Annotated in this window: 22 protein-coding genes; 17 read left to right on the forward strand and 5 right to left on the reverse strand. The window is 38.2% G+C overall.

Annotated features, from left to right (window positions below; all coding sequences use genetic code 11):
• Positions 1 to 35 precede the first annotated feature (35 nt).
• The 4 genes from grpE (at position 36) to dnaJ (ending at position 4,820) form a co-directional block, all read left to right on the forward strand.
• Complete coding sequence (grpE, locus tag CXF79_RS07345; RefSeq protein WP_011044572.1) at positions 36 to 665, forward strand: nucleotide exchange factor GrpE; 630 nt, start codon at positions 36 to 38, stop codon at positions 663 to 665.
• A gap of 168 nt (positions 666 to 833) precedes the next feature.
• Entirely contained in the window at positions 834 to 1,328 is a 495-nt protein-coding gene (locus tag CXF79_RS07350) for a TlpA disulfide reductase family protein (protein ID WP_011044571.1), read from the forward strand.
• A gap of 217 nt (positions 1,329 to 1,545) precedes the next feature.
• Positions 1,546 to 3,462: a molecular chaperone DnaK gene (gene dnaK / locus CXF79_RS07355; RefSeq protein WP_011044570.1), complete on the forward strand. Its 1,917-nt coding sequence runs from the start codon at positions 1,546 to 1,548 to the stop codon at positions 3,460 to 3,462.
• 221 nt (positions 3,463 to 3,683) lie between these two features.
• Positions 3,684 to 4,820: a molecular chaperone DnaJ gene (dnaJ, locus tag CXF79_RS07360; RefSeq protein ID WP_011044569.1), complete on the forward strand. Its 1,137-nt coding sequence runs from the start codon at positions 3,684 to 3,686 to the stop codon at positions 4,818 to 4,820.
• 100 nt (positions 4,821 to 4,920) lie between these two features.
• On the opposite strand, the gene CXF79_RS07365 is transcribed toward dnaJ, so the two are convergent.
• Positions 4,921 to 5,388, reverse strand: a complete 468-nt coding sequence (locus tag CXF79_RS07365) for an Lrp/AsnC family transcriptional regulator (protein ID WP_011044568.1) — start codon at positions 5,386 to 5,388, stop codon at positions 4,921 to 4,923.
• 281 nt (positions 5,389 to 5,669) lie between these two features.
• Here CXF79_RS07365 and CXF79_RS07370 point away from each other — a divergent pair, with 281 nt between their 5' ends.
• From CXF79_RS07370 to CXF79_RS07395, 6 genes are read left to right on the forward strand one after another with little or no spacing between them, the layout of a single operon-like run.
• Positions 5,670 to 8,462: a monovalent cation/H+ antiporter subunit A gene (locus tag CXF79_RS07370; RefSeq protein WP_101154512.1), complete on the forward strand. Its 2,793-nt coding sequence runs from the start codon at positions 5,670 to 5,672 to the stop codon at positions 8,460 to 8,462.
• Positions 8,462 to 8,833, forward strand: coding sequence for a Na+/H+ antiporter subunit C (locus CXF79_RS07375; protein ID WP_011044566.1), 372 nt, complete (start codon positions 8,462 to 8,464; stop codon positions 8,831 to 8,833). The genes CXF79_RS07370 and CXF79_RS07375 overlap by 1 nt, the downstream gene beginning before the upstream one ends.
• The gene (locus CXF79_RS07380) at positions 8,830 to 10,347 is read left to right on the forward strand and encodes a monovalent cation/H+ antiporter subunit D (RefSeq protein WP_101154513.1); all 1,518 of its coding nucleotides are present in this window, start codon (positions 8,830 to 8,832) and stop codon (positions 10,345 to 10,347) included. Before CXF79_RS07375 ends, CXF79_RS07380 begins: the two co-directional genes overlap by 4 nt.
• Positions 10,347 to 10,883 (forward strand): Na+/H+ antiporter subunit E, encoded by a 537-nt coding sequence (locus CXF79_RS07385; protein WP_101154514.1) that lies wholly within the window; start codon positions 10,347 to 10,349, stop codon positions 10,881 to 10,883. Before CXF79_RS07380 ends, CXF79_RS07385 begins: the two co-directional genes overlap by 1 nt.
• Positions 10,877 to 11,146, forward strand: a complete 270-nt coding sequence (locus tag CXF79_RS07390; RefSeq protein WP_011044563.1) for a K+/H+ antiporter subunit F — start codon at positions 10,877 to 10,879, stop codon at positions 11,144 to 11,146. The genes CXF79_RS07385 and CXF79_RS07390 overlap by 7 nt, the downstream gene beginning before the upstream one ends.
• 10 nt (positions 11,147 to 11,156) lie before the next feature.
• Positions 11,157 to 11,489 (forward strand): Na+/H+ antiporter subunit G, encoded by a 333-nt coding sequence (locus CXF79_RS07395; protein ID WP_101154515.1) that lies wholly within the window; start codon positions 11,157 to 11,159, stop codon positions 11,487 to 11,489.
• Between the two features lie 124 nt (positions 11,490 to 11,613).
• Here the strand turns inward: CXF79_RS07395 and CXF79_RS07400 are convergent, their stop codons facing one another.
• The gene (locus CXF79_RS07400) at positions 11,614 to 14,109 is read right to left on the reverse strand and encodes a S8 family serine peptidase (RefSeq protein WP_101154516.1); all 2,496 of its coding nucleotides are present in this window, start codon (positions 14,107 to 14,109) and stop codon (positions 11,614 to 11,616) included.
• A 785-nt stretch (positions 14,110 to 14,894) separates the two neighbouring features.
• Here CXF79_RS07400 and CXF79_RS07410 point away from each other — a divergent pair.
• The 4 genes from CXF79_RS07410 to CXF79_RS07425 all read left to right on the forward strand — a co-directional run bounded on the left by CXF79_RS07410 (position 14,895) and on the right by CXF79_RS07425 (position 18,048).
• The gene (locus tag CXF79_RS07410; protein ID WP_101154518.1) at positions 14,895 to 16,349 is read left to right on the forward strand and encodes a curlin repeat-containing protein; all 1,455 of its coding nucleotides are present in this window, start codon (positions 14,895 to 14,897) and stop codon (positions 16,347 to 16,349) included.
• A gap of 99 nt (positions 16,350 to 16,448) precedes the next feature.
• Positions 16,449 to 16,802, forward strand: a complete 354-nt coding sequence (locus CXF79_RS07415; RefSeq protein ID WP_101154519.1) for a CsgE family curli-type amyloid fiber assembly protein — start codon at positions 16,449 to 16,451, stop codon at positions 16,800 to 16,802.
• Between the two features lie 39 nt (positions 16,803 to 16,841).
• Positions 16,842 to 17,258 (forward strand): curli assembly protein CsgF, encoded by a 417-nt coding sequence (locus CXF79_RS07420; RefSeq protein WP_101154520.1) that lies wholly within the window; start codon positions 16,842 to 16,844, stop codon positions 17,256 to 17,258.
• A 4-nt stretch (positions 17,259 to 17,262) separates the two neighbouring features.
• Positions 17,263 to 18,048: a CsgG/HfaB family protein gene (locus CXF79_RS07425; protein ID WP_101154521.1), complete on the forward strand. Its 786-nt coding sequence runs from the start codon at positions 17,263 to 17,265 to the stop codon at positions 18,046 to 18,048.
• A 129-nt stretch (positions 18,049 to 18,177) separates the two neighbouring features.
• Here the strand turns inward: CXF79_RS07425 and CXF79_RS07430 are convergent, their stop codons facing one another.
• Complete coding sequence (locus tag CXF79_RS07430; protein ID WP_101154522.1) at positions 18,178 to 18,882, reverse strand: helix-turn-helix transcriptional regulator; 705 nt, start codon at positions 18,880 to 18,882, stop codon at positions 18,178 to 18,180.
• A gap of 353 nt (positions 18,883 to 19,235) precedes the next feature.
• On the opposite strand from CXF79_RS07430, the gene CXF79_RS07435 reads away from it, so the two are divergent.
• From CXF79_RS07435 to CXF79_RS07445, 3 genes are read left to right on the forward strand one after another with little or no spacing between them, the layout of a single operon-like run.
• On the forward strand, positions 19,236 to 19,805 hold the full coding sequence (locus tag CXF79_RS07435) for an elongation factor P hydroxylase (protein ID WP_101154523.1): 570 nt from the start codon (positions 19,236 to 19,238) through the stop codon (positions 19,803 to 19,805).
• A complete protein-coding gene (locus CXF79_RS07440; RefSeq protein ID WP_101154524.1) occupies positions 19,792 to 20,955 on the forward strand; it encodes an ATP-NAD kinase family protein in 1,164 nt (387 codons plus the stop codon). Before CXF79_RS07435 ends, CXF79_RS07440 begins: the two co-directional genes overlap by 14 nt.
• 38 nt (positions 20,956 to 20,993) lie before the next feature.
• A complete protein-coding gene (locus tag CXF79_RS07445) occupies positions 20,994 to 21,299 on the forward strand; it encodes a YfcL family protein (RefSeq protein WP_101154525.1) in 306 nt (101 codons plus the stop codon).
• 57 nt (positions 21,300 to 21,356) lie between these two features.
• Here CXF79_RS07445 and CXF79_RS07450 read toward each other — a convergent pair whose 3' ends face one another.
• Positions 21,357 to 22,184 (reverse strand): type IV pili methyl-accepting chemotaxis transducer N-terminal domain-containing protein, encoded by an 828-nt coding sequence (locus CXF79_RS07450; RefSeq protein WP_101154526.1) that lies wholly within the window; start codon positions 22,182 to 22,184, stop codon positions 21,357 to 21,359.
• A gap of 255 nt (positions 22,185 to 22,439) precedes the next feature.
• Positions 22,440 to 24,488, reverse strand: a complete 2,049-nt coding sequence (gene mnmC, locus CXF79_RS07455) for a bifunctional tRNA (5-methylaminomethyl-2-thiouridine)(34)-methyltransferase MnmD/FAD-dependent 5-carboxymethylaminomethyl-2-thiouridine(34) oxidoreductase MnmC (RefSeq protein ID WP_101154527.1) — start codon at positions 24,486 to 24,488, stop codon at positions 22,440 to 22,442.
• Positions 24,489 to 24,685: the final 197 nt, after the last annotated feature.

Consider the following 24,685-nt stretch of genomic DNA (forward strand, 5'->3'; position numbering starts at 1 on the left):
AATGTCACCAAGAGTTATAAAATTGAGGTTTTTCCATGACAACAGAATCAACAAGTAATAAAGAAGAGTTAAGTGCTGAGCAATTAGCAGATGACATAGTACAACAAGCTGAAGAGCAGGTAGAAGATCAACATGATCATGCCCATGAAGTGATTAGTGCTGAACAAGAAAAAATTAACGAGTTAGAGCTAGCATTAGCTACAGCTCAATCTACCGTTGCGGATCAAAAAGATTCAGTTATTCGCGCTAAAGCAGAAGTAGACAACATTCGTCGTCGGGCTGCTCAAGATGTAGAAAAAGCACGTAAGTTTGCTTTAGAAAAATTTGCTGGTGAAATGCTAACAAGCGTTGATAACTTGGAGCGAGCGCTTCAAAATATTGATAAAGAAGATGAAAGTAATAAAGGTGTTATTGAAGGCGTTGAATTAACGTTACAAGGCTTAATTACTTCTTTAGATAAATTTGGTGTAAAGGCTGTTGATCCACAAGATCAACCTTTTAACCCTGAACTTCATCAAGCAATGTCAATGCAAGAAGTACCTGGAGTAGCGCCAAATACTGTTATTGCAGTAATGCAAAAAGGTTATGAGTTAAATGGTCGTTTAATTCGACCTGCAATGGTTATGGTATCTAAAGCTGCACCAACTGTTGATGCTACCGCGTAGTAAATAAATCAAACTGACAATGATTGAATAAAAAAGTAAAGAGCTTAGCTCTTTACTTTTTTTTTGCCTGAATTTTGGTCTTTTTGAAAAAAAGTTTCTATTTTTGAAATAACTTCGGGGAAACAAGGTCTTTTACAATACCATTCTTTTATTTATCCCCTGTTTATTATGAATCATATTTTTAGAACGATGTTTTTTGTTTTTGTTAGCCTTATTATTGGGGCAAGTTTTACGGTAAACGCAAATGAAACAGCTAAACCTTGGCAATTAAAAACTCAAAATGGCGAAGTGATTAGTTTAGAGCAGTATAAAAACAAGCCAGTCATTTTACATTTTTGGGCAACTTGGTGTCCTTATTGTAAAAAACTACAACCGACGTTAGTTGCCTTGCAGAAAAAATATCAAGCACAAGGTGTAGAACTCATATCAATTAGCTTTAATGAAGACGAGGGTGCAAAGCCTCAAGATGAAATTAATCGCAGAGGTTACTCTTTTTTAACAGGAGTAATGGGGGAAGAGGTTGCTAAACTTTATGGCGTTAGAGGAACACCAACAACATTTTTCATTAATCGTAAAAATGAAATAATTTGGAAAACATCAAGTTCAGACAAAGCTGATCCTCGTTTTGATCTAGCGCTACAAGAAATAATTAAAAATAATTGATAATGTAAATTTCGAGTCAAAACTCCACTAAAGGTAATGTTCTCTAGTAACATTGCCTGTTTCCCTTCATTTTTTGCTTAAATCTTAACAAAAAGCCATTTTTTTTAAATTTATCTATTGAAAAGCATTTTGCTGACCCCACTTATTATTCAACAAACAATTTAATCAAAATTACTTTATCTATGTAGATAAAGTTAAATGAATAGGAGCTCCCAAGATGGGCAAAATTATTGGTATTGACCTAGGAACAACTAACTCATGTGTTGCTGTTTTAGATGGCGACAGTGTACGTGTTATTGAAAATGCAGAAGGCGATCGTACAACTCCTTCTATTATTGGTTATACAGCCGAAGGCGAAACATTAGTAGGTCAACCTGCTAAGCGTCAATCTGTAACTAACCCAGAAAACACTTTATATGCAATTAAACGCTTAATCGGTCGTCGTTTCGAAGATAAAGAAACACAACGTGACATCGATATTATGCCATTTGGTATTGTTAAAGCGGATAACGGTGATGCTTGGGTTCAAGTAAAAGGCGAGAAAATTGCTCCGCCACAAGTTTCAGCTGAAGTTCTTAAGAAAATGAAAAAGACTGCTGAAGACTTCTTAGGTGAAACCGTAACTGAAGCTGTTATTACTGTACCTGCTTACTTTAACGATTCACAACGCCAAGCAACGAAAGATGCTGGTCGTATTGCTGGTCTTGAAGTTAAACGTATTATCAACGAACCTACTGCTGCTGCCCTTGCTTACGGCATGGACAAACAAGAAGGTGACAAAGTTGTTGCAGTTTACGATTTAGGTGGTGGTACATTCGATATTTCAATCATTGAAATTGATGAAATGGATGGCGAACACACTTTTGAAGTATTAGCGACTAACGGTGATACTCACTTAGGTGGTGAAGATTTTGATAACCGTTTAATCAACTACCTTGTAGCTGAATTCAAAAAAGACCAAGGCATGGACTTAACGTCTGATCCTTTAGCAATGCAGCGTTTAAAAGAAGCAGCAGAAAAAGCTAAATGTGAACTTTCTTCAGCACAACAAACAGATGTAAACTTACCTTACATCACTGCTGATGGTTCAGGTCCTAAGCACATGAACATCAAAGTGACTCGTGCTAAGTTAGAATCACTAGTCGAAGATATGGTTAAAGCAACATTAGAGCCGCTTAAACAAGCGCTTAAAGATGCAGACTTATCAGTAAGCAAGATTGATGATGTTATTTTAGTTGGTGGTCAATCTCGTATGCCACTAGTTCAAAAAACTGTTACTGATTTCTTCGGTAAAGAGCCACGTAAAGATGTTAACCCTGATGAAGCAGTAGCTTCTGGTGCGGCGATTCAAGCGGGTGTTCTTTCTGGTGATGTGACTGACGTTCTTTTATTAGACGTTACACCACTATCATTAGGTATCGAAACTATGGGCGGTGTGATGACTAAGGTTATCGACAAAAACACTACTATCCCAACTAAGCAATCACAAACATTCTCAACAGCTGATGATAACCAAGCTGCGGTAACTGTTCATGTTTGTCAGGGTGAGCGTAAGCAAGCTTCAGCAAACAAATCTTTAGGTCAATTTAACCTTGAAGGTATTGAACCAGCACAACGTGGTACACCACAAATCGAAGTAACTTTTGATATTGATGCTGATGGTATCTTGCACGTTACGGCTAAAGATAAGAATACTGGTAAAGAGCAAAAGATCACTATCAAAGCCTCTTCTGGTTTATCTGATGAAGAAGTAGAGCAGATGGTACGTGATGCAGAAGCTAACGCTGATGCTGATGCTAAATTTGAAGAGCTAGTAACTGCACGTAATCAAGCTGATGGCATGATTCACGCGACTCGCAAGCAAGTTGAAGAAGCAGGCGAAGAGTTACCAAGCGAAGATAAAGAAAAAATTGAAGCAGCATTAACTGAGCTTGAAGAAGCAGTTAAAGGTGATGATAAAGAAGTAATTGAAGCTAAAACTCAAGCACTTATGGAAGCATCAGCTAAGTTAATGGAAATTGCTCAAGCTAAAGAACAAGCTCAAAGCGCTCCTGAAGGTGCTCAAGAAGCTGACGCAGCTCCTGCAGACGATGTTGTTGATGCTGAGTTTGAAGAAGTTAAAGACGACAAGTAATTTTTGATTCGCTAAGGTTAGGTTTTATTACTTAATCTTAGCAAGCAAAAGAGTTAGACTATGTCATCAAAATAAAGCGTCGATATTTCTCGACGCTTTTTGTATGTAAAGTATTCGAACATAATTTTAACTTGGTGCTAATTTTCTTGATTTTTATTGTGTAGCTCACCAAAAAATGAAGAAAATTAGTCTCAATCAACTTGAAGTAAAGAAACCGATTTATGTCAAAACGTGATTATTATGAAACATTAGGGGTTAGCCAAGACGCCTCTGAGAAAGAAGTTAAAAAAGCCTATAAAAAATTAGCAATGAAATATCACCCAGACCGTACTCAAGGTGATAAGTCTAAAGAAGAAACGTTTAAAGAAGTTAAAGAGGCCTATGAAATCCTCAATGACGACCAAAAGCGTGCTGCTTACGACCAGTATGGTCATGCTGCTTTTGAACAAGGTGGTAACGGTGGCGGCGGCGGTGGTCATGGTGGTGGATTTGGTCAAGACTTCGGCGATATTTTTGGTGATATTTTTGGAGGCGGCGGCGGTGGTCGTGGACGTCAGCGTCAGCAACGTGGTTCAGATTTACGTTATAACGTAGATTTATCACTTGAAGATGCGGTTAAGGGTAAAAGCTTAGAAATTAAAGTACCGACGTATGTTAGCTGTGAACCTTGTGATGGCTCTGGAGCTAAGAAAGGCACTTCAGCTAAAACATGTAGCACTTGTCATGGCCACGGCCAAGTACAAATGCGTCAAGGGTTGTTTGCTGTTCAGCAAACGTGTCCTACTTGTAGTGGCAAGGGTAAAGTTATTGCTGATAAGTGTACTTCATGTCGTGGTCAAGGGCGTGTTGAGAAAACGAAAACGTTATCAGTTAAAATTCCAGCGGGCGTTGATACTGGCGATAGAATTCGTTTATCAGGTGAAGGTGAAGCCGGAGAACATGGCGCACCAGCAGGCGATTTATATGTACAAGTAAATGTACGAGACCACGAAATATTTGTTCGTGATGAAAATCACTTATATTGTGAAGTGCCTATTAGCTTTGTTACTGCTGCCTTAGGTGGTGATATTGAAGTACCGACGCTTGGTGGTAAAGTTAAGCTGAAAGTGCCTAAAGAAACACAAACAGGTAAGATGTTCCGTTTGCGTGGTAAAGGCGTTAAGTCTGTACGTAGTTCTACTACCGGTGATTTGATGTGTAAAGTCGTTATTGAAACGCCTGTTAACTTATCAGGTGATCAGGCTGACTTATTACGTCAATTAGAAGAAAAAATGGCGAGTAGCAGCAAGAAACACAGTCCAAAAGAAACCGGTTTTTTTGACGGTGTTAAGAAATTTTTTGATGATCTTAAAAGCTAGTACTTATAGCTAATTAGAGCGTCAAAATAAAAATCCCGCAGTTATTGTTAAATAACGCGGGATTTTTTATGAGGCACTTTTAACAATTATGGGTTAATAGTTACTCGTCAAAATTGGGTAAAATACCACTGCGACTGTGTTCAAAGACTAATGATGTTTCTACGGTCGTCACTTCATCACGAGAAGTAATATTTTTAAAAACAAACTGACGTAAATGCTCACTATCTTTTACTGACATATGAATGTAGTAATCATAACTACCACCCATGTGGTATAAATTGAGTATCTCAGGGTGCATTAATAAATCGTCACGCAGTCCATTAACAATCTGCTCAGAATAGGGTTGTAAACGAATTGCTGCAATTGCTTCTATATTACCGCCGATAGTTTTTAAATTAACATCGATAAACGCACCTTTAATTACACCACTTAGTTTTAAGCGCTTAACTCGCTCTAAACATGTAGATGGGGCAATACCTATTTTGGCTGCAAGTTCTTTATTCGTAATATCTGCATCATCATATAGTATGGTCAATACTTGTAAATCGATGCTATCGAGCTTCTTCATTTATCACCTATAAGTTTATTACTGCTTCATTAAAGTAAATACTACACTTAATGCAGGTAGTGCGACTAGTGAAATAAGTGTATTATTTGAATTATTGACGTAAATAATTAAATTATCCGAATTATTTTTAGACTTAAGTCTAAAATCTTGTGTTATGTCGTGATAAAGTCGTTACAAAATTTCACATTTATAATGTTTGCCACTGCTATGTAATTTGACATATTATGGCTACATCTCTCGATACGATTACTTCTCATTATAAAAACTATAAGGTTTACTCTATGACTTTGCTTTGGATACCCTTGCTATCCTTACTTGGCAGTATTATTTCTTCAATGACGGGTAAATTAACGCGTAATCAATCGACTGGTTTGACCATGTTAATGCCGATCATCGCATTATTAATGACGATTAGCTTAGCGCCAGCAGTTTTTTCTGGTGAAGTTATTCGTCAAACTATTTCGTGGATCCCTTTACTGGGTATAGACATCGCCTTTCGTTTAGATGGCTTAGCGCTGTTGTTTGTTTTTATGATATTAGGCATAGGCATATTAGTTATCTTTTATGCTCGTTATTACCTAAGCAGTAAAGACTCTATGCCCAAGCTTTATGCTTATCTGATGCTGTTTATGACCGCGATGCTTGGTATTGTCATGTCAAACAATATCATACAGCTGTGGTTTTTTTGGGAACTTACCAGTATTAGCTCGTTTTTGTTAATTAGTTATTGGTGGCATAAAGCTGAAGCACGTAAAGGTGCAATAATGGCCTTAGCCATAACTGGTGGTGGCGGTTTGGCATTACTCGCTGGTTTGCTTTTATTGGGTAATATCGTTGGTAGTTATAATTTAGATATTATTTTAGAGAGTAAAGACATTATTCAAGCACATGCTTGGTATGAAGTAACCTTGATATTAGTACTGCTAGGTGCTTTTACAAAGTCAGCACAATTTCCTTTTCATTTTTGGTTGCCACATGCGATGGCCGCGCCAACTCCGGTAAGTGCTTACCTGCATTCGGCCACCATGGTTAAAGCGGGTATCTTCTTATTAGCACGTTTTTATCCTGCTTTAGCTGGTACAGACCTATGGTTTATTCTTGTCAGTTTAACCGGACTAACCACCTTATTATTTGGCGCTTATGTAGCGTTATTTAAACATGATTTAAAAGGTTTATTAGCCTATTCGACCATCAGTCATTTAGGTTTAATCACATTATTATTAGGATTGGATACTCAGCTTGCAGCAGTAGCCGCTATATTCCATATAATTAATCATGCAACATTTAAAGCCTCTTTGTTTATGGCGACCGGTATTATTGACCATGAAACAGGTACGCGTGACATGCGAAAACTCAACGGTATGTGGCGATTTATGCCTTATACTGCAACGTTGGCAATGGTGGCAGCGGCGGCGATGGCTGGTGTGCCATTATTAAACGGCTTTTTATCTAAAGAAATGTTTTTTGCTGAAACGCTACATCAACAATTACTTGGGTCTATGTCTTGGCTTATTCCAGTTCTTGCTACTGTTGCAGGTGCTTTAGCGGTGGCTTATTCGGCACGCTTTATTCACGATGTTTTCTTCAATGGTGACCCGATTGATCTACCAAGACAACCCAGTGAACCGCCTCGTTATATGAGAGTGCCAATTGAGATACTGGTTGCTTTATGTTTAGTCGTGGGGATATTTCCAAATTTTATTGTTGACGATATTTTAAAAGCAGCGTCCTTTGCTGTAATTGGTGGATATGTACCTGAGTTTAAAGTTGCTCTATGGCACGGTTTTAACTTACCACTCTTGATGAGCGCCATCGCAGTAACCGGTGGTGTATTACTGTATACACAGCGACGTTATTTATATCAATATCATGCTTCCTTGCCTAATTTGGACGCTAAAAAAGCCTTCGATAGCAGCATTTATGTCGTGACAAAGTGGTGCCAACGTAAAATATGCGCTATTGAAAACGGTTCTTTACAACGCTATTTAATCTTAATGTTTGTTGTTGTCTTGTTTTTCGCTGGTTGGCCATTATTTGAAATGAGCCAGTTAGGCGGACAAAAACAACTTACTCCAATTGATGTTCATAACGCAATTGGTGCTTCATTGTTAATGATTGGTGCTATTAGTACTGTGATTTGGTATCGCACTCGTATGATATCGCTGTTGATGATTTCGGTTGTTGGTTTAATGGTGTCTGTCGCGTTTACTCGTTTCTCAGCACCTGATTTAGCATTGACCCAATTAACAGTTGAAGTAGTCACCATTGTTTTACTGATGCTGGCATTATTTTTCTTACCGCAACGCTCGCCAAAAGAGTCTAGCTCGATTCGTGTATTACGCGATTTAGGCATCTCAGCCGGTTTGGGTATCGTGGTTAGTAGTATTTGTTATGCCTTAATTACCCGTCCTCTCGAATCTATCTCTGATTTCTTTTTAGCGAATGCTAAAACAGGTGGCGGTGGGACTAACGTTGTTAATGTTATTTTGGTCGATTTTCGTGGCTTTGATACTTTAGGTGAGATCTGTGTACTAGGTATTGCAGCATTAGGTATTTCAAAACTGTTAGTCAACTTACCATTAATTATGCCAAGTCATGATAGTGAAGGGCGGCCTTGGGCGAAAGAACGCTACCCTATTTTATTAGCGAGTATTTCTCAGTCATTACTGCCGTTGGCATTAATGGTGTCGTTTTATATTTTCCTACGCGGACATAATCTGCCCGGTGGTGGATTTATCGCAGGTTTAGTGACCGCAATCGCTTTTATCTTGCAGTATATAGCGCATGGTTCAAACTGGATTGCAGAGCGCTTAACCATTAATTACCGCAAGATTATTGCATCAGGGATTATTATTGCGTTATTTACCGGGGTTGGCAGTTGGTTCTTTGGAAGACCTTTCATGACAACGTGGTTTGATTACTTTGATATTCCTTTCATTGGGGAAATAGAACTCGCTAGTGCTTTGATATTTGATGTAGGTGTTTATTTTACGGTCGTTGGTGCGACATTAATGATTTTAGCAAGTCTAGGTCAATTAACGACTAATGCGCCTAAAGAAGGGGTGAAGATTTAATGGAGTTACTTTACGCATCTTGCGTTGGGATTTTAGTGTCTTGTGGCGTATTTTTAATATTACGTTCTAGAACTTTCCCTGTTGTATTAGGGCTAACTATGCTCTCTTACGCGGTTAATTTATTCTTGTTTTCTTCAGGGCGACTTAGCCTTAATAAAGCGGCTGTACTAGGAACTAGTCCTCAATATGCTGATCCACTGCCACAAGCTTTAGTGTTAACTGCGATTGTTATTGGTTTTGCTATGACGGCCTTTGTGGTTATTTTAGCCATCAGAGGGCGAGCAGATTTAGGAAGTGATCATGTAGATGGTCTGGTACTCGATAAGAATAGTGATAAAAATAACGATAAAAATAAAAAGGGTAAAGTATGACCCAGCATTTGACATCTTTCCCCGTATTATTACCGATGTTTGCAGCGGTTATTTTATTAATGCCGCCCTGCGGTAAAAGTATAGCTATCAGAAGAGTTGCCTCGGTCGTATTAAGTATAATTACCTTTTTAGCATCGTTGGCTTTGTTATTAAAAGTTCAAGTTGACGGTACGCAAGTTTATGCAATCGGTGATTGGAGTGCCCCTTTTGGTATTGTTTTAGTAGCCGACCCTTTATCTACTTTGTTAGCTTGCTTAACCGCACTATTAGGTATTGTATGTGTTTTATATGCATGTGCAGGAGATGATGATAAAGGCAGTTTCTTCCATCCACTGGTACATTTTCTAGTTTTAGGGGTAAATGGCGCATTTTTAACGGGTGATGCTTTTAATCTATTTGTATTTTTTGAAGTATTGCTCATTGCCTCGTATTCATTACTAATGCACGGTGGAGATAAAAAGAATACCCGTGCGGCTTTACAATATGTGATTATGAACCTTGTTGGCTCGGCGGTTTTCTTGATTGCGTTGGGTATTCTATATGGGGTCTTAGGGACTCTGAACATGGCTGATATGGCTCAGAAAGTTGCACTTTTACAAGGTGATGATGTTTACCTAGCTAAAATAGGTGGCTTGTTGCTGTTGGTGGTTTTTGCTTTAAAAGGCGCCTTGTTACCGCTACATTTATGGTTACCGAATACTTACGCTACAGCGATGCCTATTGTCGCTGCATTATTTGCAATAATGACAAAAGTTGGCGTGTACTCAATGATGCGTGTTTATACGTTAATCTTTGGCGATGAAGCCGGTGAATTGAGTCATATGGCGCAAAGTTGGTTGTGGTGGTTAGCACTCGCTACTATTGCTATGGGTACCATAGGGGTTATAGCAAGTAAGGATTTAAGGAAATTAGCCGCCAATTTAGTGATTGTGTCGGTGGGAACCTTAGTCGCTTTAGTTGCTGTTCAAACCGTTGAGGCCAGCTCTGCAGCTATTTATTACTTAGTCCACTCAACGTTGGTCACTGCAGCACTATTCATCTTAGCTGACTTAATTGGTCGTCAAAGGGGTAACGTTGCTGATCGCATTACTGCTGGTCCTCCTCTCTCTCAACCAAGGCTTCTTGGTGTTTGCTTTTTGATTGCCGGTATTGCTGTGATAGGCATGCCACCATTGTCTGGTTTCATTGGTAAAGTATGGCTGCTTAAAGCTACATTAAATGCTGAATATACCTTTGTATTTTGGCCACTTTATTTACTGGCAAGTCTTGCGATTCTGATTGGTGTGTCTAAAGCCGGCAGCACTGTGTTTTGGCATCATCAAGTTCAAGCGACAGAGAATATAGGGCAAGAGCGCGTTCATCCAGCGCAGCTAGTAGCATTGATTATTCTTATTTCGGGAGCACCATTGATGAGCTTTTTTGCTGGACCTTTAAGTGAGTATGCAATTGATGCAGCTACCCAGTTACATGATTTTAATCACAACATTAAAGTTATCCTTTCAGGAGGTCAGTGATGCGGTTAGATACACGGTTTAAATGGCTACCCGCTCCAATATTGAGCATTTTACTATTTCTTGTCTGGTTATTATTAAATAACAGTGTATCGGCTGGGCATATTGTATTAGCTGTTATCTTAGCCATATTGATTCCATTGGCGACTAGCCCATTTAGAACTAAGCAGCCATTAATTATCAAGCCAGGTTTAGCGATACGTCATCTACTGTTGGTTTTATATGACATTGTTACTGCGAATGTACAGGTTGCTATTTTGATCTTAGGTCCGACCAAAAAACTGACTCCTGGCTTCATCAAGGTGCCGTTAGACTTAACACACAGTATGCCAATTACCATTTTAGCTAGTACTGTGTCATTAACACCAGGCACAGTCAGCGCAGAGGTGCTGCCTTGGACAGAGACTTTCATCGAAGGGCAGGATTCGGAACAACGATTTTTACTGATACACGTTTTAGATCTTAAAGACGAACAAGCCTTAATAAACACAATTAAGCAACGTTATGAAGCCCCTCTTATGGAGATATTTCAATGCTAGAAACTGTGATTTTAATTGTGTTCGCTATGATAGGTTTGTCATTATTACTAAATATATGGCGTTTATTGGTAGGGCCTTCTGTACCTGATAGGATACTTGCGCTCGATACTATGTATATAAATAGTATCGCATTGATTATTTTGTATGGCATGAGTATGGGCACAGCATTGTATTATGAAGCTGCACTGCTAATCGCTATGTTGGGCTTTGTTAGTACAGTGGCAGTATGTAAATACCTGCTACGCGGCGATATTATAGAATAAGGGTTAAGTTATGACTGAATGGATTATTTCAATATTATTATTAGTTGGCGGTTCTTTTGTACTCGTTGGCTCTATTGGTTTAGTGAAAATGCCTGATTTTTTTATGCGTCTTCATGGGCCAACTAAAGCGACAACACTCGGCATGGCAGCCTTGTTAACTGCGGCAATGATCTTTTTTAGCACTACAGAAGCAGGATTAAGTGTAAAAGAAATACTCATTTCTCTGTTTCTATTACTAACGGCACCGATTAGTGCCTATATGATGATTAAATCTGCGATTCACCATAAGCTTGAAAGTATAGAGCGAACCACGGGTAAAGATAACATTGAAGATGATGTTTAATGTTTTGCTAATATTTATTAGAATATAAAAAATCCCTAACGGTTTTAATCGTTAGGGATTTTTTTAAAGCTAGTGTTAGCCAAAGTATGAATTTATACCCGGCTAACCTTCTATTAAATAACGCTTAGAAGTTAACAGTTACTTCATTTGAACAAGCTGATGTTGCATCACAGACTTGGTAAATGAATTGGCTAGCTTCAGTGCGACGTTCACGGTCACGGTAAATACCGGCATTTTCAACGGTATCTATTTTTACACCATTTCGGAAGATATCTACCATATCTGCAGATGTCCCATCCCAAGTAATATCGACACGTAAGCGACCTAAACGAGACTTATAGGCACGTTTAACTGTTGCCTCAATGCTGGTTGATGAAACACTTACCATCATAGTTTCGCTACTGTTTAAACCTTCACTATCAGTCACTGTAAGGGTAACTTCATAGTTACCAGTTTCTGCAAAAGTATGAACAGGGTTCTGCTCACTCGATATTGCTTCGTCACCAAAGTTCCAGGCCCAGTTAACAATATCGTCATTTCTATCTGAACTACTATCAGTAAAATTAACGTTTAGTTGGTCTGCTTCATAAGTGAAACTAGCGTCTGGTGCACTAGGTAGTTCTTCACCAATACCAGTAATGGTAATTGCCCAGTTGTTTAATGAACCAGTATCATCTGCTGCATTATCGGTAACGCTCAATACCCAATCACCAGTGGCTACTTCGCCATTGAATGCAGATGAACTAAAGGTACTATCAATGTTATCGGCGCCGCCTCCTGAGGCATTGTGTAATGTTGCTGAAGTACCAGTCGGGGAGGTTAACATTACTGTTAAGTCACCAATCCAAGTATGGGTGATATTTACATAAACATCAGAGGCAAAGACCGTAATATCATCTGCAATGTTAATGACTGAAGTAATGCCAGCATCATCGTTATCTGGAATATTAACTACGGTATCATTACTGTAAGTAAATTCGTTCAAGCCTTGTGGATTAACCATTAAACGAACGGTCGCTGTTTTAACTAAGTCATCACTGGTTGCAGTTACATCAAAAGTATACTCGCCCCACTGTGTTTCGTCTGTGGTTGGTACGGTAAGTTCAAACGTTGCACCCGGCGTTGCCGTATTAGTTGACAGTGTTGCTCCACCTATTGAGTCAACTAAAGTTAAACTAACTTCACCATCCCATTCGGCAACTGAACCGACATCAAAACTGTAAGTTGCGGTTTCACCTGCTACAACCGTGCTTGAACTTGGTGTTGCTTTTAGTGTAAATCCTGGTGTTGGATCGGCATTGTCTAGCGCATTCTTAACGTTTAAGCGCTTACCTGATGCCGTTTTCCCCGCTAGCGCGGCGTTATCATCACCAGAGTTCATTAATAGCGCTTTCATTTCAATGGCGCTAAGGTCAGGGTTCACAGACCATGCTAATGCTGCAGCACCAGTAACATGCGGTGTGGCCATTGAAGTACCTGAATATGATGAATAGCCACCACCAGGTACTGTCGATAAAATGTCAGAACCTGGTGCGCCTAAATCAACTGTGGTTAACCCCCACTGTGAGAAGCCGGACATGCTATCAGTATGCGTTGTACTTGCTACTGCTAAGACTGATTCATGTGGGTAACCAGAAGGATAGCTACTTTGTGCGTCGTTATCATAGGCATCGTTGCCGGCGGCAGCGACAAATAGAATGTTAGCTTCTTCAGAAGAGGTGATTGCGTCAGAAAGCGCTTGGCTAAATCCTCCTCCGCCCCAACTGTTGTTTGTGGCACGTACATTTACGCCATTATTCTTTAAATCAACAAAGTAATCTATACAGGTTAAGGCATCAGAAAGACTACCTGAGCCAGATGAATCAAGGAACTTACAACCGATAATTGAAACATTGTGGTTAACCCCAACAACACCTATGGCATTGTTGCCCGTTGCCCCGATAGTACCTGAAACGTGGCTACCGTGACCTGCATCATCCATCGGGTCACCGACACCAGTAATAGCATTGATACCATGAATATCATCGATAAAGCCATTGCCGTCATTATCAATACCGTCACCAGCAATTTCTGCTGAGTTAGTCCAGATATTTGTCATTAAATCCGGGTGACTATGATCAACACCGGTATCAATAACACCAACAATCACATCATGACTACCCGTTGAAATATCCCATGCTTCAGGTGCATCGATATCAGCATCTGCAACACCACCGGTTTGACCTGTATTGTTCATGCCCCAAAGATCAGCGAAGCTGCTATCGTCTGGCATAACGCTCGCACTGACAATATAGTCAGGCTCTGCATATAAAACTGCTGGATTTTTCCGCAGTTTTTCAAGCGCACTTTTTACAGAAACACCATTAAGGCTAAATTTCGCAATTCGGCCTTTTTTCAAGTTACGGTATTTATCATCGACTTCATCGTTGTTTAAATCAGAAATTCTCGCTTGAACAATGTTACGAGCATTGCGGCGGTCGAGTTTAGATGCCCCGTCTTTATAGACAACAATAACAGAGTCTGATTTATAACTAGGGCTTTTGATTGAGCTCAGTTCTATTGATGCATTCGCCAATACGGGTATTAACGCTAATGTTAAGGCTGATAATTTTGCATTCATTTTTTGCTCCACGTTTTAATTAATATCATATTTAAAGTATTTTTAGCCTAGCGGTAATTACTAGACTGCATTCTTTTATTTTAACTTTTCTATTTACTATGGATTTTTGCAACCTTATTACTTTAATCATAAAAATATGTTGTTGACTATAGAAAGGCGATAAACACGACTTTTTCATGACTTAAATTATGATTATTAATGGTTTTTACGACTTTTTTACTACTTTTTTCTGGGGTGGCTTAACTAGTCCTTTTGTATTGCTTTTGACTTATTTATCTGTTTATTTATCTGTTTATTTATTTAAAAAATCACCTTTTTATTTTTATCTTGTTGTTTTTAAGTGTTTAATTTTAAATGCTAAAATAGGGTGATTTTTATTGTAGAGAAAGTGTTGTAGAGTTTTTAACGCAACGTATTAAAGTTCATCAAGCTTATTTATGGAATGTTTAGGTTTGTGGGAACAATCTAAGCGAAGTGCTTGTTTATCATTGTTTACTGATGGTAATAAGGCGACGTAATACGAGTTAAATTAGTATTACATCCATTGATAAGGACTGTTGAACGTAGAAACCTTTACCGTTAAGTCTTTAAATAGCGCTACAACATTATTTAAATAATACTACTGGTTTTTTTAATCATACTATTCGTTATTGTTTCTAAAACTACTATGGAAAGACGAAAACACCACAAGCAGTTAAGACAATACAATGAACTGCTTATCTATTAATAATAATCTTTGTGAGTTGAATTTTTGCTTACATAAAACAAAAAAATAGGGATATATTGTGAAATTTAATAAATCAATAATCACTTGTGCTGTTGTTATGGCACTCGGTTTAAGTCAAACAGCTTTCGCAGCTGAAGAAACTAAAGAAGAAAAATCAGCAGTAGTTATTCAATCAGATCTAATGGTTAATGCATTAGGTAATGTGATTATGTTGTCACAAACTTCTATCGAAGGTACTAATGTTGGTAATGACACAACTATCTTCCAAGAGGGGGATGTAAACGGTGCTGGTTTTACTGTCATTGGTGAAGGCAATGTAGCTGAAATAATCCAAGTAGGCTCTGAAAACTTAGCTGTTGGCACGTATATTGGTAATAATAATGCGCTGTATGTTGAACAAGACGGTGAAATTAATGAAACAGAAAATAACGTAACCGGTGATGAAAATAGTATTGAAGTGACTCAAATTGGTGCGGGCTATTTAGGTATCGGTAGTCGTGCAATCAATGAAGTTGTTGGTGATGGTAACGAAATTATTATCGACCAAGGTGAAGGCGGTCATTGGGCCATTAACGCCGAAGTAGCAGGATCTGATAATACTATTGAGGTTGTCCAAGATGGTCTTTGGAATGAAAGCTACTTAAATAGTATTACCGGTGATAGCAATGCGATTGAAGTTACCCAAGATGGCTATTGGAATGTAGCGACTATCTCCGCGATTGAAGGTGATGCTAACGAATTTGCTATTGAGCAAGACGGCGATCGAAATAAAGTGACTATCGATTCAGTTACGGGTGATGCTAACGAAATCTCTATAGATCAAGAAGGTAATACCAATATCGTAGAATCAGCTATTTATACGGGTATGGCTAACTCAGTAGATGTTATACAAAACGGTAATGACAATAGTGCCAGCTTTGATGTTATCGGTGACGATAACGAGTTTAATTTTACTCAAGTAGGAGACAACAACAGTAGTTATATTGCCACTATCGGCATGAACAATGAATACAGCTCTGTGCAAGTGGGTGACTTAAATGAAAGCCACGTGATCAACTTTAATGGTAATGACAACGACATTGATGTAATGCAATCAGGCTCTGAAAACGTTGTTGTTTTACAAGCTTCAGCTGATAACAATGAGCTGATTACCAGCGAAAATGACATTGATATTGCTCAAACTGGTTTTGCTAACGACGCTGTTATTATGTTGAGTACAATTATTGATAGCAATGCAAATACTATTGATATTGCTCAAAACGGTGAGTTGAACTCATTAGATATCTTAGTTGAAGGTAGTAACCATCAAATTGGTATTGAGCAAATAGGTGATGAAAACTTAATCACTGGCGAAGGTGGTGACACTATGCTCATCGGTGGTGAAAATATTGCATTCAATATAAGCCAAATTGGTAATGGCAATATTGTTGAGGGTTCATTTATCAGTGATTCTGGTGTGGTTTCTATCACACAAGTGGGTGATTGGAATAGTGCAGTAATTGTGCAGCAATAATTACTTATTAATAGACGTTTGAATAAGGGGGGCTTAACGCCCCTTTTTATGTATCACACTATGCCTAAATATATATGTTTATGGGTGGTAACACTCACAATGCTTTTAACCTCTTTGTGTCAAGCGACTAGCGAAGTCGAAATTGGTGGTTTGCTACTTGATAATACCAAAAGTCGATTAGGCCATGATTTTTATTATGAATTTAGTCAGTTATGGCGGGACATTCCAAATAAAGAAGGAATTAATGCGCAAATAATTGAGCAAATTGTACCCAGGGCTGGCACTAGACTTAGCCTGAGACTAAACGGGCAAGTCATTTATGTGACACATTTTGGTCGCCGACAATCATCCGTTAAAGAAAAAGTAGAACAAGCGATTTTTATATTGATTGATGCCATGAAACGCTCTCAATACCGCCAAGATAATCTTGATATGGTAGGTGATGGTTGGTGATGGTTGCTAGGAATATAAACAGTAATAAAGGAAGTAATAATGAAAAAATTAATTTTAGTTTTAGTTATTCATCTTAGCGTCAGTAGTTATGCAATGAGCTCTGAATTGGTTTATAAACCAATTAACCCAAGCTTTGGTGGTAGTCCGTTAAACGGCAATTTTTTATTAGGTAAAGCGCAAGGGCAGAATAAACATAAAGCCCCTCAAAGTACCAAAAGCTTTGGTGAAAAAGTAGCTAATGCCATTGAACGAGCCACCATCAGCGATATTGTCCGTAAGTATAAAGATACTGTGTTAGGCGAAAGTGCGACAGTAAATTCCCCTGAAGACAGCACTTTTATTAGTGGCGACTATCAAATTGATATTTTATCGTCTAATAGTGACACCATCACTATAGAAATAATTGATTTGTTGACAGATAAAGTGACCATAATCGAAATACCGAAGTTTGGATAACCCAATGAAAATAATTATGGCCATGGGCCTTATCGGCCTTTTGTCGGCCTGCAGTGCGCTTAATTCACCTAGCAATCTATTTCCTCCTGATAAGTCGTTAGCAACGAAAATGATGCCATTAGAAAGCTTTAAAGAACTCAAGGCATTACCCAAACCTAAAGGCGCAATACCTGTTTCTGTTTATGCTTATCGAGACCAAACTGGGCAATACAAACCACAAGCGAATGTAAGTTCATTCTCCACCGCGGTAACACAAGGGGCAACGTCTATTCTGATGCAAGCGTTAAGTGATTCAGACTGGTTTTTACCGGTTGAACGCGAGGGTTTGCAAAATGTATTAACTGAGCGAAAAATTACCCGTGCAGCTAATCAAGCAAATAAAGCCACAGAAAATATTGAATTACCCCCATTAACAACCGCCAAAATACTACTTGAAGGTGGCATTATTAGTTATGATTCTAATACTAAAACTGGTGGTTTTGGTGCTGAATATTTTGGCATTGGTGCATCTGAGCTTTATCGTGAAGATCAAATCACAGTTTATATGCGGGCGGTTGACGTACGTACAGGACAAGTGCTGGTATCAGTATCAACCAATAAAAAAGTATTGAGCCAAGAATTACGAGCTGGGTTTTTCCGTTATGTCAGCTTTAAACGTTTAGCTGAGGTCGAAGGCGGTTTTAGTGACAATGAGCCTATGCATGTTTGTGTGCAACAAGCGATTGAAAAAGCTATTACGGAATTAGTGATAAAGGGCATAAAGAGAAACGTTTGGCGCGCTGATACTTAATCTGTTTGGTATTATTTTAGTTGAGACTCTCCCTAATGTTCATCGTTTTAGTTAAGTCATATAAATTAGGAGCTAACACTAAAAAAGCCAGTGACTAGTCACTGGCTTTTTTAGTGGTTTGCTTTTGTATTAATTGATACAAACGGCATAATTTTGTGTCCAACTGATCAGTTCTATACGGTTTCGGGAACTGGTTTTTCTAAAAATACTGTACAGATGGGTTTTTACCGTATTGGGGCTGATGTGAAGTTGATCGGCTATTTCTTGATTTTTTGCGCCACAGGATACTAAGCCAATTATGGTGTTTTCCCGTCGAGTGAGACTAGGTAAGTTTATTGAACGTTGAAGGGGGCGAGCAGTGAGTGGGTTTGAGCGGTTATCTTTAATAAGTAACTCACTCAATGCACTATTCATCGTTTCTCGTTTAAACCATCGTTCATTTTTTTGTAATTTTGTGATACCACGTAAGATAATATCAAGACCTTCATTCAGATAGAAAATGCCAGCAAGGCCAGATAATAATAACTGCTTTTCATCGTATTTACTCTTTTGAGCATTAAAAAAAACAGTGCGTGCGTTACAAACTATTTTTTGAATTGCTAAAGGAATTTCATCACCCCAAGTGCAGTTATATAAATCAATAAAAATTAAATTATAACTCTTGATTTGGGCGACATCAGGCATTTTTTCTTCAACGGTGGTATCAATGTTACAGCTTTTAACTAAGCCAGTAAAATGATCAATGGAATGATGAATATCTCCTGTGGTGATATTATTTTCTCCACCACTGATTAAAAAAAATGCTTTGAGTTTAGCCTTATTAATTAAGCCCATATATTATATCTTCCTTGATGATGATTTTTATTTTTTAGAAACTGAGACTACTGTTAATTAATAGCATGATACATTCCTAATAAGCTATCTATATTTACATTAAATTAACAATTAATGAGTGATGCTTTCAAATAAATTGTTTTACCTTTTATGCAGTGTTGTTGAGCGGCTAAAGTATTTTAATCTCAGGCAGAACCGGAGTCAGGCTGTAACCCCCAATATCTAAACTTGCTGATCTCTTATGGTCGTTATCAATTAATAGGTTTTAGCTTCAAGTGGCTTTATAAAAATAGCCAGTGCAAGCATCGAGGCTTTTAGTTAGAATACGTTTTTAATTTTTACTTGCACCGCGCATGTCACATCAATATCAAGATTTAATCCGTATTTTTAATCACACTTTTAGTGCCAGCATGAATACTCAGTTGGTAAAGGGAGGTGATGAACCGTTATACGCACCTGCCGATGATAACTGTACTTTCCATCAAATAATTTTTGCTCATGGTTATTACGCCAGTGCCTTTCATGAAATAGCGCATTGGTGTCAAGCGGGTGAGAAAAGACGTCTGTTAGAAGATTTTGGTTATTGGTATATTCCAGATGGTCGCAATGAGAAACAACAAAAGAAATTTGAGCAGGTTGAAGTTATTCCCCAAGCGATTGAATGGGCCTTTAATGTTGCAGCACAGAGAAAATTCCATACCTCAGCTGATAATCTCAATGGATATCAAGGTGACCTGAGTGGATTCAAAGCTAAGGTTCATCAACAAGTATTAATTTTTATCGAGAATGGCTTTCCATCTCGAGCACAGCAGTTTATTGAAGCACTAACTAACTTTTATCAAACACCTTACCCGTTAACGGCATTGCAGTTTGGTGAGAATGTAGGAAATAGTGAAAAGGAACATGAATATGAAACATTTTAAACTGGGGTTTATCATCAATCCTATTGCAGGCATCGGTGGTAGTGTTGCACTTAAGGGAAGTGACGGCATGGCAATGCACGCATTAGCCCTAGGAGCGAAACCTCAAGCAAACGCGAGGGCTACATTAGCGCTTGAGGTATTATTACCTTACAAAGATGACATCGTTATTTATACCGCCAATGATCTTATGGGTGAGCAATGCGCCCGTGATTTGGGTTTTAAAGTAGAAGTACTTTATCAAGCAAAGCAAAAGCATACCGAGAGTAACGATAGCCAATTAACGGTAGAAGCGTTATTAGAACATGGCGTGGACATTATTTTATTCGCCGGTGGTGATGGTACTGCTCGAGATATTGCCAATGTAGTGGCTAGTGATGATGATTACCAGCAAGTACCCGTTTTAGGTATACCAGCAGGTTGTAAAATTCACTCTGGTGTTTATGCTATTACGCCAAAAGCTGCAGGCCGTATTATTGAATTGATGGTTACCAAGGAATTAGTCACCTTAACTACTGGTGATGTGATGGATATAGACGAAAGTTTATTTAGACAAGGCATCGTCAAAGCAAAGCGATATAGTGAGATGAAAATTCCAAGTGAGCTGCGATACGTGCAAGCAGTTAAATCAGGCGGAAAAGAAAGTGACGAACTGGTGCTACAAGATATTGCTGCCAATGTTATTGAAGAAATGAATGAGTATGATGATCGACAGTTTATCATTGGATCTGGCTCTACCACTGCTTTTTTAATGAGCGAACTAGCCTTAGAAAATACTTTGCTAGGTGTTGATATTGTGAGTGAACAATCACTTGCTGCCTCTGATGTAACAGAAGCTGAACTCTATAAAGCTATTACAGATTATGACGGTTTAAGCAAACTTGTCATAACCCTCATTGGTGGACAGGGACATGTTTTTGGTCGCGGTAATCAGCAACTAAGTCCTCGTATTATTCGTACTATTTTAGCTCAAACCGGTGGTAGTGATAATATTACTATTCTGGCGACTAAGGCTAAATTAGAAGCTTTGAATAATAAGCCATTAATTAGTGATACTGGTGATATTGAACTCGATCAAGAGCTTTCTGGGTTTATGCCCATAACGACCGGTTATAAAGACCAAGTGCTTTATCCCCTTGCTAGTCCTCAATAGTAATTAAATAATAACTCAACATTTTTAAAGTGATTTACATGACAACAAATTCAAACACTTCAACTAAGCAGCTTACAATAGTTGCTGATATATACTTATATTTTGATGGCTTATTTGAGCTAGATGATACCGACAGTGATACTTTATTTGCCAGCAGCTATTTACGTGGATTGATTTCCCTAGTTGCTACTGAATTTGGCGATGAGAGCCAAGCTATTTCTGTCATGTTAATTGAAGGGGTAACGCAAAAAATTATCCAGGCTAAATCTGAATTAGCACCCCAAGATTACGCCATAGTGAATAACTTCTGGTTGGGCATGCAAAAGAACGTTTCATTAATGTAAAAGATCACAAAGCAAACGCTCACTATTGTGTGAGCGTTTTTTTAGTTTATTTATGCATTAATTAGCGGATGTGATCCAGGTTGAATATTTAGCTTGCGCCATACTTTCTACTTCATATAACTTAGTGATACTGTTCATTTCTTTTAACAGAGATTCACTAACAACCTTAATAGTTTTCGGTGAAAAACGCCCCTTATTTGAACCATCAAACTTAGTCTTATAAAAGCTCCATTGATCATTCACATCTTGTAACGCCTCATTTATTTCAGCGTTGTTCTCTTTAGCAACGATAAGCTCTGCTAATGCTTGGCCAAACTGTCTAGCGGTTTTGTGCATTTCTTGTTGGAATAATTTTTCCTGTGTGCCTGAATGACTTGCGTAATAAAGCATAGCTAAACGTTGTGATAGCATGCGTTGTCTACCTGAAACATTAATAAGATGATCGCTTTGGGAGCGAGAATTTTTTTCTAGGCTTAATACCAAAGCATGAGCCGACTTTAACAACAAGGTGCTTCTATCAACAACTTGCGCAGTTTGCGTTTTATTTGCATCACTTAAAACAAAGTGGCGAAAACCATACCAGCTTTGTTTTAGTTTTTTCAGGGCAAGCTTAGATTCAGCATCACGAATTGAAGCTTTCAGCTTAAACAGGTTTTCTTCAAACAATGCAGAACTTTCATCGAGTTCGTCAGCAGCGGCTTGGCTATCAATATTTTGGCTGAGTAAAATATAATTTTTTGCCATGCGTTGAGATAACATACGTTGTAAACCAGCTTGGTTTATTGATTGCGATAGGTTTAACTGTTGTGCATGCGCAGTGTTTGAAACGCCGGTTAACAATAGGGATGATGCCAATGATATGCAGAGTAAAAAAATGACTTTCATGTCAATGATTCCTTTTGATTAATGTAGTCGTACCATAGAGAATTAATGAGCAAGGAGAGTTGATTTAGCTCAAACTTGTATGCTTATTTTTGTATTAGTCCCAAATAATTACTTATTGATAACTGAGTGTTTTGATATTCTTTTGAAATATTTCAAATAGCTTTATCGAGCATAGATTTTATTGAGCGTTATGTGTTTTAACAGTCATAGTTTAGGCAAAGAAACTGTTGAACTTTACCTTCACATAGATGATATTTATTGAGGAACTTTTCTTTTGATAATATCCCTGATGATAAAACGGTTAGGACTTAAGTTGAATAACATTTGGCTATCTACAGGGTAAGGGGTATTACATAACTCTGCTGTTAAAATATCAGCAGCCAAAGGTGCTGAACACAAACCTCGAGCACCAAGCCCAAGTAAGACGTAAAGGTTATCAATACACGGTGCTGCTTGGCTATATTTCCAATTTTTATCTTTGGCTAAATGAGAGTAAGTAGCTACATGTTCTTTAATATCAGGCACTGCACCTACAAGAGGTAAATGATCTTGTGACATACAACGTAGTCTTGCTTTACTGGATGAAATATCTTGTTCTTGCCAATCAATAGTTGACGATAACTCTGGTAAGCACTTAGTTAACATCGTTAAATTATAGTCATCATCAGCTTTGTTCGTGGTGATATTAGTATCATTTTTCTGGAACGTTGCCCCAATGCAATGGATGCCGTTATTCTCAGGGGTTAAATAACCCTTATGGCAAATAATGGTAGAAAGTTTATTTATCTTCTTATTACTCTTCATACTTGTTACTTGGCCACGAGTAGCCGTAAGCGGCAACGATTTTAGCTGTTCGATTTCAATCGCATCAGCACCTCCGCATATTACCAATACACTGGCGTTAAATTCACCTTGGTTACTCGTTAAAGACCAAGACGTGCCATTTTCATTTGAGCTGGGGTTAGCAACTTGTTGTATTTTAGTGATATGAGTGTCGGTCATTATTTTTAAACGGGTAGTTGATTTGGCCGCATTAAAAATTTGTTTGACTAAGTCTTGAGGTGACATCCAACCAGCGTTAGGCATAAAAAGACCACCATAAGGTAAATCTATATTTGCAAGTTCGCTGGCTTGCTTTGCATTGACTCCATGGATGAGCTCATTAGGCCAAGTATTCAAGCTTTCAAATGCCTGTTGTCTCTTAATCAATGCTTCCTTGTAGGATACTTCTAATAATCCACACCATTGGTGTGCGAATGAAAAACCTTGCTCGGCAATCTCTGTATATAACGCTTTAGCACGCCAGAAAGCTTGCTGGTAAAAAGAGCTTATATCATCTTCCTGTTGGTGTAATAAAGGATATAAAGCGCCAATCGCATTGCTAGACCCACCTTGCGCAAGAGAAGTATCTTTACAGTATAAAGTTACTTTTACTCCTTGCTTAGTTAATGCATAAGCAGCACAAGCAGAAGCGATACCACCCCCAATAATACTTACGTGTTGGGGTTTTGTAATAAGAGGTCTTAAATAGTAGCCTTTATTCGTTATCGGGTTACTTTGCATGACAGCAGACAGCATTTCTTTCTTTTTACCTTTCGCTAATAGTTTTTCAAGTCGAAAGCCGATATCACGCAATTGTCTTTTTACAAAGCCAGCAACAGTAAATGTGGTCAGTGTGGCTTGATCTTTAGAAAGTCTGCCAATTTGAGAGAATAAATCCTTACTCCACATGTCAGGGTTTTTTGCTGGAGTAAATCCATCTAAATACCAAGCATCGACTAAACCTTCTTTTGAACAGTTTAATGAAGAGAAACCTTGGGCGGCATCATCAAAGATAAGAGTTAACCGTACTTGGCCATTGAAAAAGGTTGTTTTAAATTCTTGACCAAACTCTTCGACAGGGCAATCAGGGTAACTATTAATGAATGTTAAGGCTAACGATTGTAGTTGCGGTAAAATAGACAAAGACTGGACTAGTTGCTCTTTTGTTAGTGGGTACTTTTCTACGCTGATGAAATGCAAAGGTGCTAGCTGGAACGATGAAACTTGTTGTGCTTTTTGGTACGCCTGTAAGGTTAATAAAAAATTTAACCCAGTGCCAAAACCTGTTTCTGCCACGGTAAATGTTTGTTTAGCAATTTGTAAACGTAATCCTATTTTATTTTTTTGAATAAAAACAAAATCACTTTGCTGATAACCTGACTCACTTTCAAAATAAATATCATCAAAGCGCTGGCAATAAGGGGTTCCATCTTTTTGGTAGGATAATTTATTGCTATTATTTGTTTTATCGAGTTTTTTCATGAAAAATTCTTTAGGTGAAGTGACAGTGTTAGAGGATAGTTCTATTCGCTTACCTTGCCTATTTTACGCGAAATATAGGTTTTGATCAGAAATAAAGGTAGATAAATTAAAATGTCATAGATATATTAGAATGGATATCATATTATAGTGTACAAGTGTACGCTGGTTTTTTGTTGTGATAAGCAACTAGTAATACC

The organism is Colwellia sp. Bg11-28 (genome assembly GCF_002836245.1).
GTDB classification, from domain to species: Bacteria; Pseudomonadota; Gammaproteobacteria; order Enterobacterales; family Alteromonadaceae; genus Colwellia; species Colwellia psychrerythraea_A.